Source organism: Gillisella taibaishanensis (assembly GCF_001938985.1).
In the GTDB taxonomy this organism is placed as follows: domain Bacteria; phylum Pseudomonadota; class Alphaproteobacteria; order Rhizobiales; family Rhizobiaceae; genus Allorhizobium; species Allorhizobium taibaishanense.
This window is the reverse complement of record NZ_MKIN01000016.1, coordinates 40,022-55,087: the sequence shown is the minus strand read 5'-3', so window position 1 is coordinate 55,087 and position 15,066 is coordinate 40,022. Positions and strand designations below refer to the sequence as shown.

Below are 15,066 nucleotides of genomic sequence, written 5' to 3'. Positions count from 1 at the left end.
CGCAGCCGGCCGTTAACCAATTTTTTCGGGGCAGCGGGCGAGGCACCACAATTTCGTCTCAGTAGCAGTTTGCAAGAGCGATAGACAAAGAGCGATAGAGACAGGCATTTTCGGGAGGTCGACATGCGGGACAGAAACAGGGAGCGGTTGCTTGCCGCGGGACGGGTTGCGGCGGCAGCAGCATTTGTGGCGCTGATGCCAGGCCTTGCGCAGGCGCATATCGTTCAGGGCGGCTCTGGCGGCTTTCTGCAGGGCTTCGAACACCCGCTTTCGGGCGCCGACCATCTGCTGGCTATGTTTTCCGTCGGTCTCTGGGGCGCGCAGCTCGGCGGGCGCAATGTCTGGGCGCTGCCGATCACCTTTCCGCTGATTATGGTTCTTGGCGGCATTCTCGGCATAGCCGGCGTGCCGCTGCCGGCCATCGAAACTGGCATCGCGTTGTCCATCGTCGTGCTTGGTGCGGCCATCGCCTTCGTCTGGCGGCCGCCTGAATGGCTGGCGCTGACGGTGATTGGCCTGTTTGCCATCTGCCATGGTTATGCCCACGGCGCCGAATTGCCTGTTGCCGCTGATCCGGCAGATTTCGCCATCGGTTTCGTCATCGCCACCGGCCTCATTCACCTTGCCGGCATCGGTGTCGGGCTTGGTGTGTCTCGCGCCCTGGGCGACAGGATGATCCGCATTCCCGGTGGCTTGATCGCGGTCGGCGGTCTCTATTTCCTCGTGACCTGATGGCAGAGCAGAGGCCGCGCCTCGCCCACCCGCAGCCTGGAAATTCAAAACAGCACACCCCTAGGCTGGCGCGGTTCGGCCTCGGTCTGGCTGTGGCTGCCGTCTTTACGGGGGTGGTTGTCGTTGCGCTCTCCGCAGGATGGACCTGGTTTGCTCAGGGGACCCTCGATCATTGGCTGCTGTCGACAACCTTCACCATCGAGCGGCTGCTGCCGCTGGTCGGCGCCGGTTTTCTACTGGGCCAATTGCCTGCCCGCTTCAGGCTGCCAGTGCTGCTCATCCTGGGCTTTGGCCTTGTGAGCGCCTTGATCACGCGCGACACGCTCATGCTGTTGCTGGCGCCTTTGCCCGGGGCGGCCACGCATTTTTTTCTGGTCGGACCGATTGCCTGCCTGATTGTCGGCCTGCTTCTGGTCTTGCCGGCGCAGATGCGATTCTGGCCGGCTATGATCCTGATGCCCTCGTTCGGCAGCGCCCTGGGGTTGGCTATTTATTTCTCCGATCCAAGTCTGCATGACCGGTTTTATCTGCCGCTCGCCCTGCCGGTCGCTCTCTGGTTGATCCTGATCGCGGCGCTTGTTACGGGCCTCGTCACCGCTGCCTGGACGAGGATTGGCGTGCGCGTTTACGGAAGTTGGCTGGTTGCCATCGGCATGCTCTACGGGGGCGCGTATATGGCCTCGAAACAGACGCAACTCGTGCCGCCACCCTTCGTCGAACCGCCTCCGGCAAGCGGCGACTACCCCGGCTTTCAGCCGCTGCTGAAGTCGCTCGATCGCCATGGTCCGCAGCGGCCGGTGCTTGGAACCGACCATAGCGGCATCGGCGACCTGCCGCCTGGTGAGGAGCGGGGCACATGACGGGTAACCGTTGCGCTTTTTGCGGCAGCCGGTCGATTTTCGCCGTGCTACTGTTTTTGCTGCTGCCAGCCCTGCCAGCCCTCGCTCATCCCGATATCGCCATAACGCTCAGGGTGCTGTTCGACATGCGTCGTGGAGTGCTGACCGGCCTTGGCGAAAGCTGGACCTTCGATGCTGCCTATAGCCGGGTGCTGCTCGACCAGTTCGACCGCGACCGGGACGGACAATTCAGCGCGGAGGAAGTGACGGCCCTGCGCGACAAGCTGATTGCAGATCTCTCCCACAAGCGCTTCTTCACCGAACTGACCATGGATGGCAAATGGGCCACGCGGCTGCAGCCGGTCGATTTCGCCGCTGAGAGCCATGACAGTGTTGTCACGGTTACCTTTGCCTTCGACCTTGCCGGCCCGCTCGACCTGCGCGGCCGCAGCCTCGACCTTGAGATCAAGGACAAGGATTACGTCGCTGCCTTCAAGCTGGCCGACACCGCAGCCCTGCAATTGCGCAGCGATGGCGGCCATTGCCGCACCAGCCGCCGCTCTGCACCTGATCACGCCTATTTCGTCGGCCTCGTCATTCCAGACCATATCAGTTTGACCTGCGACCCCTGACGGACGATGTGCGTTAGGCCAGCACAGTCGTCAGGAATTCCGGCGTTCCGGAAATCGTGTTGCTGACCGTGCAGATTTCGTGTTCGGCCTTTTGCGCAATCGCTCGGCGGGTGTCGTCGTCGATATCACCTCGAATCGTCAGGGTGATATCGAAGCGTGCGACACGCGACAGGCCTTCCGTTGCCTTTTCGCCCGTGACGGCGGCGGTGATGTCGGTAATCTTGTCCATCACCTTGAGCTCGGTTGCCGCAAGCCGGGCGCTGATCGCAAGGCAACCGGCGAGCGACGCGTAGAGCAGGTCGAGCGGGTTGAAACCGGGCTGCGATGGGCCGGTGACGATGCTCAGCTCTCCGCCGGTTGCCGAGGTGATCTGCGGAAAGCCGGTGCGGCCGATAACGGCGCTGGCGCCCACCGGACGGGTTCTGATTTTCGGATCGGCCATTGGGGCTCCTTTGTCGGCTGATTATAGAAAGATCGAGCGCTCGGCATCGACCCGCTCGCTTAAGTAATCCACGACGGTGCGAATGCGGGCGAGGTCGCGCAGGCTCTCGTGATAGGTGGTCCAATAGGCCCGACGCAGGGTAAGATCGGGCAGGACCCGCACCAGATTGTCGTGCTGGCGGGCAATATAACTGTGCAGGATGCCGATGCCGGCGCCGGCCAGCACCGCTTCCGTCTGTCCGATGGCAGACGAGATCTCGAAGCCGGCATTCCAGTTTCGCATCACCTCGCCAGTGAAATTCAACGACTGGGTAAAGAGCAGATCCTCGACATAGCCGATCCGCCGATGGTTCTTCAGCGCCTCGACGCTTTCGGGCAGGCCATGGCGCTCGAGATAGCGGCGCTCGCCATAGAGCCCGAGTGTATAATCGGTCAGATGCGCCGAGACGAGCCGGCCCTGGTCTGGCCGCTCCAGCGTGACGGCGATGTCCGCCTCGCGCTGAGACAGTGAGAAAGAGCGCGGCACGGGCACCAGCTGTATTTTCAGCTCCGGATGCCGCTCGATCAATCCGCTCAGCCGCGAGGCAAGGAAGAATACGCCGAAGCCGTCGGGCGCGCCGATCCGCACCGTGCCCGCAACCTTGGTATCGGTGCGGCCGAGCCTGGCTTGTGCTTCCAGCATCTCGGTTTCCATCCGCTCGGCAGAAGCGAGAAAAGTCTCGCCCTCGGCGGTCAGCTCGCAGCCATTGGTGCGCCGCACGAAAAGCCGGGTCTTCAGCGCGTCCTCAAGCGCCGTTAGCCGCCGCGACAGAGTAGCGTGGTTCAGCCCCAGTCGGCGTGAGGCTGCAAGGATCTGGCCTGTGCGGGCCACAGCTAGAAAAATCCGGACATCATCCCAATTCATAATCGTGACCCAACATCAATTTACGCACAACGGATACCTAAATCAGCGCATTGCTTTGCGCAAATCAGTGCGCGATAGTCTGGGCAGGAAAAAAGCAAAGCTGGAGGAACATCATGTATCAGATCGGTCATTTCATTGGCGGCAAGCATGTCGCGGGCACATCCGGCCGCAAGCAGCCGATTTTCAACCCCGCCACCGGCGAAGCACAGGGCGAGATTTCGCTGGCCAGCGCCGCCGAATTGAATGCAGCAGTGGAAAATGCCAAGGCCGCCCAGCCCAAGTGGGCAGCCACCAATCCGCAGCGCCGCGCACGCGTCTTCATGAAATTCGTCGAATTGCTCAACAAGCACATGGATGAGCTGGCTGAAATTCTGTCGCGCGAGCATGGCAAGACCATCGAGGACGCCAAGGGCGACATCATCCGCGGTCTCGAAGTCTGCGAATTCGTGATCGGCATCCCGCATCTCTCGAAGAGCGAGTTCACCGAAGGCGCCGGCCCCAATATCGATATGTATTCGATCCGCCAGGCCGTCGGCATCGGCGCCGGCATCACGCCTTTCAACTTCCCCGCCATGATCCCTATGTGGATGTTTGCGCCTGCGATCGCCTGCGGCAATGCCTTCATCCTGAAGCCATCGGAACGTGACCCGTCCGTGCCGATCCGTCTTGCCGAATTGATGATCGAGGCCGGCCTTCCCGCCGGTATTCTCAACGTCGTCAACGGCGACAAGGCTGCTGTCGATGGACTGCTCAGCCATCCAGATGTCGGCGCGATCTCCTTCGTCGGCTCGACGCCGATTGCCCGCTATGTCTATGGCACGGCAGCGGCCAACGGCAAGCGCGCCCAGTGCTTCGGCGGTGCCAAGAACCACATGATCATCATGCCGGATGCCGATCTCGATCAGGCCGCCAACGCGCTGATGGGCGCAGGCTATGGCTCGGCCGGTGAGCGTTGCATGGCGATTTCGGTGGCCGTGCCTGTTGGCGAGGAAACCGCCAACCGCCTGATCGAAAAGCTGACCCCCATGGTCGAAAACCTGCGGATCGGTCCTTATACCGATGACAAGGCCGATCTGGGTCCTGTTATCACCAGGGAAGCCCGCGACCGCATCATCGGCCTGATCGACAGCGGCGTTGCCGCCGGCGCCAAGCTTGTCGTCGATGGCCGCGACTTCAAGCTCCAGGGCTATGAAAACGGCAATTTCGTTGGCGGTTGCCTGTTCGACAACGTCACGCCTGATATGGACATCTACAAGACCGAGATCTTTGGGCCGGTTCTGTCAGTTGTGCGCGCCAAGAATTACGAAGAAGCCCTCGACCTGCCGATGAAGCATGAATACGGCAACGGTGTCGCCATCTACACCCGCGACGGCGATGCTGCCCGTGATTTTGCTTCGCGCATCAATATCGGCATGGTCGGCGTCAACGTACCGATTCCGGTTCCGCTCGCCTATCACTCCTTCGGCGGCTGGAAGGCATCTTCCTTCGGCGATCTCAACCAGCACGGCACCGACTCGATCAAGTTCTGGACCCGCACCAAGACCGTCACCAGCCGTTGGCCCTCGGGCATCAAGGATGGCGCAGAATTTGTTATGCCGACGATGAAGTGATGCCCTCGGGCGTTTTCATCTGATTTGATTATGAAAGGCGGGTTTTCGAACCCGCCTTTTGCATATATGGCCAGCAGGCAGCCATGAAAAAGTTTTCTTGAGGGGAACACTCAGAAAACGTTAATTTGGAATTGTTCAAAAGTACAAAAGCCATTATATATGCCTCGACCAACGCACGAAGGGCTGACATGCCCGCTGACATCTGGCAGCTTGCCAAGGGGTTCAGCGGTCGGGTTGCCGGGACGAGCTTAAGGAGTGTCGCATGCGCTTGACGAAGCAGACCAATTACGCGGTACGCATTCTGATGTATTGCGCGGCGAACAAGGACCACCTGAGCCGCATCCCCGAAATCGCCAAGGCTTATGGCGTGTCGGAGCTTTTCCTGTTCAAGATCCTGCAGCCGCTGAACAAAGCCGGCCTGGTTGAAACCGTGCGTGGCCGCAATGGCGGTGTACGTCTTGGCCGCGCGCCGGAAAAGATCAGCCTGTTCGACGTCGTCAAAGTGACGGAAGACAGCTTTGCCATGGCGGAATGCTTTGAAGATGACGGCGACGTCGATTGCCCGCTGATCGATAGCTGCGGCCTGAATTCGGCGCTGCGCAAGGCGCTCAATGCGTTTTTCGCCGTTCTCGCCGAATATTCCATCGACGACCTCGTCAAGGCGCGCCCGCAGATCAACTTCCTGCTGGGCATCGAAGACATGCCGCGTCTGGCTGCCGCACCTGCCGCCTGACGCCGGAACTCCAAATTTATTCATGAGATGCAGCGCTCCGGCCATAGCACCGGGGCGTTTTTCGTTTATGCGCTACGGCCTTGCCGCAGCGATGGAAATTTACTCCCTTCCAGAATGCGCAAAAACGAGAGGCTGGAATGGTTCAGTGGTTCACGAAACACTGAATCATTCCAGCGATCTTTTAAAACGGAGCGTTGACCCTTGGCGCCAATGCGTTACCTCATGAGAGGTTATGACAGTGACTGAACGAGAACCCGTCCGGTTCAGATAGAACCAGACTGATGTTCGTTTCCTTTGTTTCTGTTTGTGTTTTCGGGAAAACCAGTGTCCACTTCCGTGACAAACTTGATGCTGTGGAGAAGCCGTATGACTCAAGAAATCGCCGATAAACTTCGAGACCGGCCATGGGCCATTATCGTTATGGGTGTCAGCGGCTGCGGTAAGAGCTCCATCGGCGCTGGCCTTGCCAAAATGCTCGACGTGACTTTTCTCGAGGGCGACAGCCTGCATCCGATTGCCAATGTCCAAAAAATGGCGAAGGGTACGCCGCTGACGGATGAGGACCGCTGGCCGTGGCTGGAAGCGATCGGCGACCGTCTTGCAGTTGCTTTGCGGCAGGGAACCTCGATCATAGTGTCGTGTTCGGCGCTGAAAAAAAGCTATCGCGACCGTCTGCGTGAAGCGACAGGGCATCGTACCGCTTTCGTCTATCTGGAGGGCTCAAAGGCGCTATTGAGCAAGCGGATGGGCGAACGCACCGGTCATTTCATGCCGGTCAGCCTCCTGGAAAGCCAGCTTGCAACGCTTGAAACGCCAACCGGCGAGCCTGCTGTCATCACGGTCGACATCGACCAGAACATCGATGCCATCGTAGAATCAGCCGCCGCCGGTCTCTCCCAGTTAAAGTGAAGTACAACTATGCGGGATCGATCAGGCAACTGTGGTCCTGCACATCTTCTCCCCCGGCATGACCAATCACGGCGGGTGGCGCGATATCGGACAGCACGATGAAGCCTGGGCCGTGAGAGAACGTCGCGCCGACCACGACGAGATTGCGTGCGGACATCTCCGTCTGAGGGTCTTTCAGTGTCTTGGCCAGCGCCAGGAAAGGATTGTAATTGCCGAGATCCTCTCCCTCGAACCGCATCGCCTGAAAATGATGGCCGGCAATCTCGATCGGCAAAGGTGCCCAGTCGGTACCGATCGTGTCGGCGACTTTTGCCAAGGCGGCATGCGCGTCGGTGCTCAGGCAATCGATGTGAATATGCAGTTGGTTTTGCGAACGCGCATTCTCGGCATTCACCGCAAGGCTGACGGCGTCACGGGGCAGGGGATGTGGCAGTTTGGCATCGACGGCGGCGCGCTCCTTCCAGGCATCGGCCAGGAAATTTGGCGTGGATGACAGGAGCAGGGCCGGGCTTTCGATGCCGGTGATCTTGTCGGTCGGGATCAGCAGATGCTGAGCCACGCCGCGTTGGTCCTTGAGCAGGGCATAGTGCTCGCCCGCATTGACCTTGACGCAGGGCGCTGTCGCCACGACGCATTTCTCGTGAACGATTTTCCACAGCGCATCGGGATCGGCGTATGCCACCGACGCCAGCGCCGTTAGGCCAAGCAGCCCCAGCACCAACGGGCGCACAAGGCGTGAAAGCATGGTTGCAGGAAGCCGACCGCAGTTTGATGTCATGACATACCTCTTAAGAATTCCAGCCAGCTCTCGATCTCGATTGGATAGAGAACCAGCGATTTGGAAAACTTTAAGCATCGCCGGATTGCGAAGACATGACGGAATGCGCCCGGCCGGTCACAGTTTCGCGATCCTCTCGGCGACACCGCGAAGCAATGATTTTGGGATCGGGAATGCGGGGCCGGCTCAGGCGCCGAAGCGCTCCGGCCGGTATGGGGTGATGTCGAGAAAAGGGGTCTCGCCATACATCGCCTCGGCCAGCAGCCGGCCCGTGACCGGGCCGAGCGTCAGCCCATGATGGGCGTGGCCGAAGGCGAACCATAGACCCTTGTGGCGCGGTGCCTTGCCGATGACGGGCATCATGTCGGGTGTGCAGGGTCGCGCACCCATCCAGGGCTCGGCATCCAGCCGCTCGGCCAGCGGGAAGATGGTGCGCGCCACGGCTTCGGCCCGTGCCAACTGCACCGGTGTCTTCGGCGCGTCGCGCAGGGCAAATTCCGCTCCTGTCGTCAGGCGGATGCCCTGCGTCATAGGGTTGAGGAAATAGCCGCGCTCCTTGTCCATCAGCCAGTTGTTCAGCACAGCATTGCCGGTGCTGCCGTAATGCATGTGGTAGCCGCGCTTGACCCCGAGCGGAAGATTGTAGCCGAGCTGCGTGGTGATATCACCCGCCCAGGGGCCAAGCGCCAGAACCAGCTGCGCGCCATCGACGGTGCCGTCGTCGGTCATGACCTGCCAGCCGCTACCGACCTGTTTCAGGCTCTTGGCATCGCCCTTCACAAAGCGACCGCCGAGGCTTTCGAAATAGGCGAGATAGGCCTTGGTCAAGCCTTCAGGGTCCAGAACCGACCAAGGATCGTTCCATTTCAAGGCGCCGATGAAATCCCGGCTGAGATGCGGTTCCGCACGGGCCAACTCCTCTGACGTCAGCACCTGACAGTCGATACCGTATTCCCGTGCCAGCCGTTCGGCCTCGGTTGCCGCCTTGTCGCGTACCGCGCCAGTGCGAAAGGCCTCGACCCAGCCGTCCTTGCGGATGAAGCGCTCCGCGCCCGCTGCCTCGATGAGTTCCTTGTGCTCGTTGATCGAATTTTCGATCAACGGCGCATAGGAACGGGCGATGACAGCATGACGCGCCGGGTTGGAGTGCCAGAAATAGGAGGACAGAAAGCGGAAAACCTTCGGCAGGGCCGTGAGGTGATAATGAGCGTCGATCCGGTTGTTGAGGCCGTAGCGCAGGATAAGCCCGAGATCCTGCGGGAAGGCATAGGGCACAAGGCCTTCGCGCTGGATCAGTCCGGCATTGCCAAAGGAAGTTTCCTCGCCGGCGCCGCGTCTGTCGACCAGAACAACCGATTTCCCGCGCCTTGCCAGCTGAACGGCGGTGGACACGCCGACAATTCCGGCGCCAAGAACAATTGCATCGACAGACATGAGGAAATCCACGGTCAGACAGAGACTGTCATGACCATGCAAAAGCTGATGCAGCTACGCAATTGAAAACTTTCTGAAATAGAAGCTTTCAAGCACAATTGCGCAGCGGCAGTGCGTCCCGCCATTCGTAAAAGCCGGAACGCCAAAGGATGTCCTCCTGTGGCGCCTCGTTACTGCAATCTCTGGCTGTGGCTGCTCAGATATATGTACGCAAATATTCCGACAGGCAGAGAATGGCCATGGCCTGACCGTAAGGCATCGAGGTCAGCTTGATATTGCGGTAAAAAGCGAGATCCGATCCCATCGCGGTGCCGAAGGAGACCTGGTTCAATTCGCCCTTGTCATCGATATGTCCGATCACGCCGCGCACCGCTTTTTCAGCGACGGCCCGGTAGTCGGCGCTGATATAGCGTTTGCGCACCGCTTTCATCAGGCCATAGGCGAAGCCTGCCGTAGCCGAGGCCTCCAGATAGCTGTTCTCGTCATCGACAAGCGTGTGCCACAGGCCGGATGAGTGCTGATATTTGGCAAGCGCTGCGGCCTGGCGATCAAGCGTCGAGATCAGATGCCGGCGCAGCGCATCGCCCTCTGGCAATTGCAGGAGGTCGATGAATTCGGGAATGGCGATCGTCACCCAGGAATTGCCACGCGCCCAGAGCGCCCGGGCAAAGTTGTGATTACCGTCGAAAGTCCAGCCGTGGAACCACAGGCCAGAGGCGCGGTCGGCCAAATATTGGCTATGGATCAGGAACTGATACTTCGCCTCCTCGACATATTCGGGCCTATTCAGCAAAAGGCCGATCTTGGCGAGCGGCATCACGCTCATCATCAGCGTATCGTCCCACATCTGCTGGTCGTTGACGCTGTTATAGACAATATGCTGCAGCCCGCCCTCCCGCGTGCGCGGCATGTCATTCATCACCCAGTCGGCCCAGGTCTCGAGATAGGGAATGAAGGAGGGGTTGGGCGCATGCTCGTAGAGGCAGGCAAGCGTCAGGAACGGGCAGACGGTGTTGATGTTCTTGGTCGGCGTGCCCTCGGCCAGCCGTGCCGAAAACCAGTCGGTGATCACGGCCATCGCCTTGGCGTCGCCAGTCTGCCGCCAATATTTGAACAGGCCGTAGAGGCCGATGCCATGCGTCCATTCCCAGCCGGCCCAGCCCTTGGTGTCGATCACCCGGCCATCGTCCAGCCGCAGCAGAAATTCGCCGGTCTTGTCTTCGATATTGATGAGATTGTCGGTCAAGCGACCGATCAGCTCGATAACCGCCTGGCGCGGCAAGAAACGGTCCGGCTGGGCCAGCAAGGGATGCATGCTCATAGATTTTCCTCCTCCCGCATAATTCCTGAAACCGGCATCGATTTGAGGAGAAATTATGCAGCAAATTTAAAGTCCTACAGCGAACCTTTGTGCGTCCTATATGGCGCAAGGCACTGTAGACGCCCTCCACAGCGTCAGCGCGAAGGGAGCATGGACCGCACGCGATTGCAAGTGTGAAAGGGCACGACTTTGGGTGTCGAGCGAGGGGGAGTGGTAAATCACAAGGAGTTGCGGACCTAACCGAAGATCGGAGCAATCTCGATCAGCTTTTTGTCGCTGCCGCCTTTTTCGAGGATATCGAAAGTCGCCTTCAGCATGCCGGAGACGTCCTGCCGGACCATCTCGATATCCTGGCCAAGCAGGGCAACGAAGGGGTCCCAGTCGAAGCAGCCGATGATGGGCGGGGCGCCGTCGAACAGTGGCGAGGACTTGATCCAGCGCATCACCCCTTCAAGCGAAATGGTCGAATTGACGAACATGCCGCGCGGCACGCTGCCTTCCGAGGCGGAAAGGGCGCTCAAGGCCTGTGCCGCCTTTTCAGGCGCGTAACCGTTGGCGAGGATGTGGTGTTCTTCGATCGGCACGCCGAGGTCTTGATGAGCCATGCGAAAGCCCCGGATACGCTCTGCCGTATTGTGGTCGCTGCCGCGACCGCCGATGAACAGCAGCGGCGCCAGCTCTCCGGTCTTGCGTTGGTGGTTAAGAAGCGTGCGCTTCGTCAGTTCGCGCGCACCGGCAAAATTGTCGGAAATGATCGACGGCGCCCGGGTGCCTGGCAGGTCGAGATTGAGGCTGCGCGCACCGGCGGCGTGGCAGATATCCGTGATCCGATCCGGGTCCGTTGCCCCGGTTGAGATCAGCCATTCCACCTGGTAGGACAGCATGGTACGCGCCGCTTCCACTTCCAGATCCGGATCTCGCAGCGTGCAGGTGATGATCGGGAACAGGTCGCGCTCGCGCGCCATGATTTCGAAGGTCTCGACGATCTCGCCGAAATAGCGGTTATCGTATTTGGGTACGATCATGCCGATGATGCGGGATTTTTCCCGCCGCAAAAGGCTGGCCTGCATATTGACCGCATAGCCCTGTTCCTCGGCAATCCGGGTGATCTTTTCGGCAAGCTGGCTGCTGATCCGCCGCTTTTTCCAGTTGCCGGTCAGCACGGCGCTGACGGCACTGGCCGACGTGCCGGCAAGCTCGGCCAGATCGTAGATCGTCGTCTTCTTCTGCGGGCGCTGCTGATTCACGAATTCCTCCTGCTTAAGCCACCTTGACATCAATCGTATGAAGTGGCAATTCTTGCTTCATCGATTGAGCAGCGATGCTCAATCGATGTTACAAGGTTGGCTGTGGAGGGCCGACCGGGAGGCGTTCAGCCAGTATCCTGCCCAGCGGCGCCGATCGGACCGGCGACGGACAATGGTCTGCGTCCTGATGTCGGGGCGACGCGGAGGGAAGCGGAAGGACGGCCGGACTGGTCTCTCGACCCGGGCTTTGCCTACTCAAGGAGGAGAAACAAGAGATGACATTTCGTTCCATGCTGCTGACCAGCATTGCCGTTGCGGCGATGGTGTCCGGCACTGCCCGCGCGCAGGAAGCTGCCACGGTTGCTTTCCTGATGCCTGACCAGGCCTCGACACGCTACGAGAAGCACGACTTCCCGGGCTTCAAGGCGGAGATGACCAAGATCTGCCCGTCCTGCACGGTCATCTACCAGAATGCCAATGCCGACATGTCGCTGCAGCAGCAGCAGTTCAATTCGGTCATTGCCCAGGGCGCAAAGGTCGTGGTTCTCGATCCGGTCGACTCGGCGGCAGCCGCCGGGCTCGTCGAAATCGCCCAGTCCCAGGGCGTCAAGGTCATCGCCTATGACCGCCCGATCCCGGACAAGCCTGCTGACTATTACGTGTCCTTCGACAACGAAGGCATCGGCCATGCCATTGCCCAGTCGCTCGTCGAGCATCTGAAGAAGACCGGCGTTGCCAAGGGTGCGGGCGTTCTGGAAATCAACGGCTCGCCGACCGACGCTGCCGCCGGCCTTATCCGCGACGGTATCCACCGTGGCCTGAAGGACTCCGGCTATAAGACGCTTGCCGAATTCGACACGCCGGAATGGGCGCCGCCGAAGGCGCAGGAATGGGCTGCGGGCCAGATCACCCGCTTTGGCGCCGATATCAAGGGCGTGGTCGCTGCCAATGACGGCACCGGCGGCGGCGCGATCGCTGCCTTCACGGCCGCTGGCGTCAATCCGGTTCCGCCTGTGACAGGCAATGACGCGACGATCGCTGCCCTGCAGCTGATCATCTCGGGCGACCAGTACAACACGATTTCCAAGCCATCGGAAATCGTAGCCGCTGCGGCGGCCAATGTCGCGGTCAAGCTGCTGAAGGGCGAGACGCCGGAAGCCAAGACGACCCTGTACAAGACGCCGTCCCAGTTGTTCGTGCCTGCTGTCGTCACGGCCGAGAACATCAAAGCCGAAATCTTCGACAAGGGCATTCAGAAGCCCGAGGAAGTCTGCACCGGCGAATATGCAGCCGGCTGCAAGAAGCTCGGTATCACCAAGTAATAGCTCCCAAGCCGCTCGGTCGGGGCTTTCCCGGCCGGGCGTATCCCTTTCAAAGAAGAGCGCTTCGTTATGCAACGCAATGACAACGGTTTGCCGACCAAGGGCACGACCATCTTGAAGCTGAGCAATGTCTCGAAGAACTTCGGCGCGGTGTCGGCCCTCACCGATATCGAGCTGGAAGTGAAGGCCGGCGAAGTCGTCGCGCTCGTGGGCGACAATGGCGCGGGCAAGTCGACGCTGATCAAGGTTCTGGCGGGTGTCCACCAGCCGAGTTCCGGTCGTATCGAGTTCTGCGGTCAGGAAGTGTCGCTGGATAGCCCGAGCCGCGCGCTCGAGCTTGGTATCGCCACCGTGTTCCAGGATCTGGCGCTGTGCGAAAATCTCGATGTCGTCGCCAATCTGTTTCTCGGCCACGAGATGTCGCCGTGGAATCTCGATGAGGTGGCCATGGAGGTCCGGGCGTGGACGCTGCTGCGGGAACTTGCGGCCCGCATTCCCTCCGTTCGCGAACCGATCGCCTCTCTGTCGGGCGGTCAGCGCCAGACGGTTGCCATCGCCCGCTCGCTGCTGCTCGACCCGAAGATCATCATGCTCGACGAGCCAACGGCGGCGCTTGGCGTTGCCCAGACGGCGGAAGTGCTGAACCTGATCGAGCGGGTGCGCGAGCGCGGCCTCGGCGTCATCATCATCAGTCACAACATGGAAGACGTGCGCGCCGTCGCCGACCGCATCGTGGTCCTGCGCCTCGGCAAGAACAATGGCGTCTTCACGCCTGACGCCTCCAATCAGGAACTCGTGGCCTCCATTACCGGTGCCACCGAAAATGCCGTGTCGCGCCGCATCGGCCGCAAGACCGGCGAGCAGGCCGAACACGGCGGGAGCCACGCATGAGCAATCCGATGTCGAACGAAAACAAAACCCCGCTGGCGCTCGATCGCAGTGACGAGCGCGTCAAACATTCCGTCGGGCTTGCCGGCATGCTCAGTGCCTTCATTGCCCGGGTTCGCTCCGGCGATCTCGGCATGCTGCCGGTGGCCGTCGGCCTCATCGTCATCTCGACGGTGTTCAGCATTCTCAACCCAATCTTTCTCGCGCCGAACAATCTGGTGAACCTGCTATTCGACTGCGCCACTGTCGGCATCATCTCGCTCGGCATCGTCTGCGTGCTGATCCTCGGTGAAATCGACTTGTCGGTCGGATCGATGAGCGGTCTCGCTTCAGCGATCATAGGCGTACTCTGGGTCAATACCGGCCTGCCGCTGCCGCTTGCCATTGTCGCAGCACTTGCGACCGGTGCCGTGGTCGGCGCGCTCTATGCCCTTCTTTATAACAGGCTGGGCATGCCGAGCTTCGTGGCAACGCTTGCCGGGCTGCTCGCGCTCCTGGGCATGCAGCTCTATATCCTTGGCCCCACCGGCAGCATCAATCTGCCCTATGCCTCGCCGCTTGTCCGCTTCGGCCAGATCCTGGTCATGCCGCACTGGCTCTCGCATCTGCTGGCTCTGGTGCCCGGCGGCGTGATGATCCTCGCGGGGCTGGTGATCCGGGCGCGCCGTCAAAAGGTCAATCTGTCCTCGCAGCCGCTCAGTACGATTGTGGTCAAGGCTGTCGCCGTCACCGTCATTGTCGAGGCTGCGGTCTATTACCTCAATCTCGGCCGTGGCGTGCCGTGGATGTTCGGCTTGTTCGTCGCCCTTGTCATTGCCCTCAACTACGCGCTGACCAAGACCAAATGGGGCCGCTCGATGTTTGCCGTTGGCGGCAACCGCGAGGCCGCACGCCGCTCCGGCATCAACGTGCGCCGCATCTATACCAGCGCCTTCATGCTCTGCTCGACGCTTGCAGCGCTTGGCGGCACGCTGTCGGCGGCTCGTCTGGCTTCGTCCAGCCAGCAGGCAGGCACCGGTGACGTCAACCTCAATGCCATCGCCGCAGCCGTTATCGGCGGAACCAGCCTGTTTGGCGGTCGCGGCAGCGCCTATTCGGCCCTGCTCGGCATCATCGTCATCCAAGCCATTTCCAACGGTTTGACGCTTTTGAACCTGAGTTCGTCGCTGCGCTACATGATAACAGGTGCCGTGCTTGCCATCGCCGTCATCGTCGACTCGCTTGCCCGTCGCTCCCGCGTTAGCCACGGCCGCGCTTGATCCATAGAATCGGAGAT

General features: G+C 60.5%; 15 protein-coding genes. 9 read left to right on the top strand and 6 right to left on the bottom strand.

All coding sequences use genetic code 11. The annotated features are described in order from the left end of the window. The first annotated feature begins 123 nt into the window (after positions 1 to 123). From BJF91_RS01355 to BJF91_RS01345, 3 genes are read left to right on the top strand one after another with little or no spacing between them, the layout of a single operon-like run. Positions 124 to 732, top strand: coding sequence for a HupE/UreJ family protein (locus tag BJF91_RS01355; protein ID WP_075612698.1), 609 nt, complete (start codon positions 124 to 126; stop codon positions 730 to 732). Next, positions 732 to 1,592 carry a hypothetical protein gene (locus BJF91_RS01350; protein WP_075612697.1) on the top strand — a complete coding sequence of 287 codons (861 nt, stop codon included), beginning with the start codon at positions 732 to 734 and terminating at the stop codon, positions 1,590 to 1,592. The genes BJF91_RS01355 and BJF91_RS01350 overlap by 1 nt, the downstream gene beginning before the upstream one ends. Beyond that, positions 1,589 to 2,203 carry a DUF1007 family protein gene (locus tag BJF91_RS01345; RefSeq protein ID WP_075612696.1) on the top strand — a complete coding sequence of 205 codons (615 nt, stop codon included), beginning with the start codon at positions 1,589 to 1,591 and terminating at the stop codon, positions 2,201 to 2,203. The genes BJF91_RS01350 and BJF91_RS01345 overlap by 4 nt, the downstream gene beginning before the upstream one ends. Positions 2,204 to 2,216: 13 nt before the next feature. Here BJF91_RS01345 and BJF91_RS01340 read toward each other — a convergent pair whose 3' ends face one another. Together BJF91_RS01340 and BJF91_RS01335 are read right to left on the bottom strand one after the other, a co-directional pair. Then, on the bottom strand, positions 2,217 to 2,645 hold the full coding sequence (locus tag BJF91_RS01340; RefSeq protein WP_075612695.1) for an OsmC family protein: 429 nt from the start codon (positions 2,643 to 2,645) through the stop codon (positions 2,217 to 2,219). A 21-nt stretch (positions 2,646 to 2,666) separates the two neighbouring features. Beyond that, positions 2,667 to 3,548 carry a LysR family transcriptional regulator gene (locus BJF91_RS01335; protein WP_075612694.1) on the bottom strand — a complete coding sequence of 294 codons (882 nt, stop codon included), beginning with the start codon at positions 3,546 to 3,548 and terminating at the stop codon, positions 2,667 to 2,669. A gap of 113 nt (positions 3,549 to 3,661) precedes the next feature. Here BJF91_RS01335 and BJF91_RS01330 point away from each other — a divergent pair, with 113 nt between their 5' ends. The 3 genes from BJF91_RS01330 (at position 3,662) to BJF91_RS01320 (ending at position 6,800) form a co-directional block, all read left to right on the top strand. Next, positions 3,662 to 5,158 carry a CoA-acylating methylmalonate-semialdehyde dehydrogenase gene (locus tag BJF91_RS01330; protein ID WP_075612693.1) on the top strand — a complete coding sequence of 499 codons (1,497 nt, stop codon included), beginning with the start codon at positions 3,662 to 3,664 and terminating at the stop codon, positions 5,156 to 5,158. 262 nt (positions 5,159 to 5,420) lie between these two features. Continuing rightward, positions 5,421 to 5,891 (top strand): iron-responsive transcriptional regulator RirA, encoded by a 471-nt coding sequence (gene rirA / locus BJF91_RS01325; protein WP_075612692.1) that lies wholly within the window; start codon positions 5,421 to 5,423, stop codon positions 5,889 to 5,891. A 366-nt stretch (positions 5,892 to 6,257) separates the two neighbouring features. Then, positions 6,258 to 6,800, top strand: a complete 543-nt coding sequence (locus tag BJF91_RS01320) for a gluconokinase (RefSeq protein WP_210289109.1) — start codon at positions 6,258 to 6,260, stop codon at positions 6,798 to 6,800. A 7-nt stretch (positions 6,801 to 6,807) separates the two neighbouring features. Here BJF91_RS01320 and BJF91_RS01315 read toward each other — a convergent pair whose 3' ends face one another. The 4 genes from BJF91_RS01315 to BJF91_RS01300 all read right to left on the bottom strand — a co-directional run bounded on the left by BJF91_RS01315 (position 6,808) and on the right by BJF91_RS01300 (position 11,580). Next, entirely contained in the window at positions 6,808 to 7,578 is a 771-nt protein-coding gene (locus BJF91_RS01315; RefSeq protein ID WP_234801506.1) for a CDP-diacylglycerol diphosphatase, read from the bottom strand. A 186-nt stretch (positions 7,579 to 7,764) separates the two neighbouring features. Beyond that, on the bottom strand, positions 7,765 to 9,012 hold the full coding sequence (locus BJF91_RS01310; protein ID WP_075612750.1) for an NAD(P)/FAD-dependent oxidoreductase: 1,248 nt from the start codon (positions 9,010 to 9,012) through the stop codon (positions 7,765 to 7,767). A 196-nt stretch (positions 9,013 to 9,208) separates the two neighbouring features. Next, on the bottom strand, positions 9,209 to 10,333 hold the full coding sequence (gene bglB, locus BJF91_RS01305; RefSeq protein WP_075612690.1) for a beta-galactosidase BglB: 1,125 nt from the start codon (positions 10,331 to 10,333) through the stop codon (positions 9,209 to 9,211). Positions 10,334 to 10,569: 236 nt separating this feature from the next. Next, complete coding sequence (locus tag BJF91_RS01300; RefSeq protein ID WP_075612749.1) at positions 10,570 to 11,580, bottom strand: LacI family DNA-binding transcriptional regulator; 1,011 nt, start codon at positions 11,578 to 11,580, stop codon at positions 10,570 to 10,572. Between the two features lie 275 nt (positions 11,581 to 11,855). On the opposite strand from BJF91_RS01300, the gene BJF91_RS01295 reads away from it, so the two are divergent. The 3 genes from BJF91_RS01295 to BJF91_RS01285 all read left to right on the top strand — a co-directional run bounded on the left by BJF91_RS01295 (position 11,856) and on the right by BJF91_RS01285 (position 15,049). Further along, a complete protein-coding gene (locus tag BJF91_RS01295) occupies positions 11,856 to 12,902 on the top strand; it encodes an ABC transporter substrate-binding protein (protein WP_075612689.1) in 1,047 nt (348 codons plus the stop codon). A 69-nt stretch (positions 12,903 to 12,971) separates the two neighbouring features. Then, positions 12,972 to 13,793: an ATP-binding cassette domain-containing protein gene (locus BJF91_RS01290; protein ID WP_075612688.1), complete on the top strand. Its 822-nt coding sequence runs from the start codon at positions 12,972 to 12,974 to the stop codon at positions 13,791 to 13,793. After that, complete coding sequence (locus BJF91_RS01285) at positions 13,790 to 15,049, top strand: sugar ABC transporter permease (protein WP_075612687.1); 1,260 nt, start codon at positions 13,790 to 13,792, stop codon at positions 15,047 to 15,049. The genes BJF91_RS01290 and BJF91_RS01285 overlap by 4 nt, the downstream gene beginning before the upstream one ends. Positions 15,050 to 15,066: the final 17 nt, after the last annotated feature.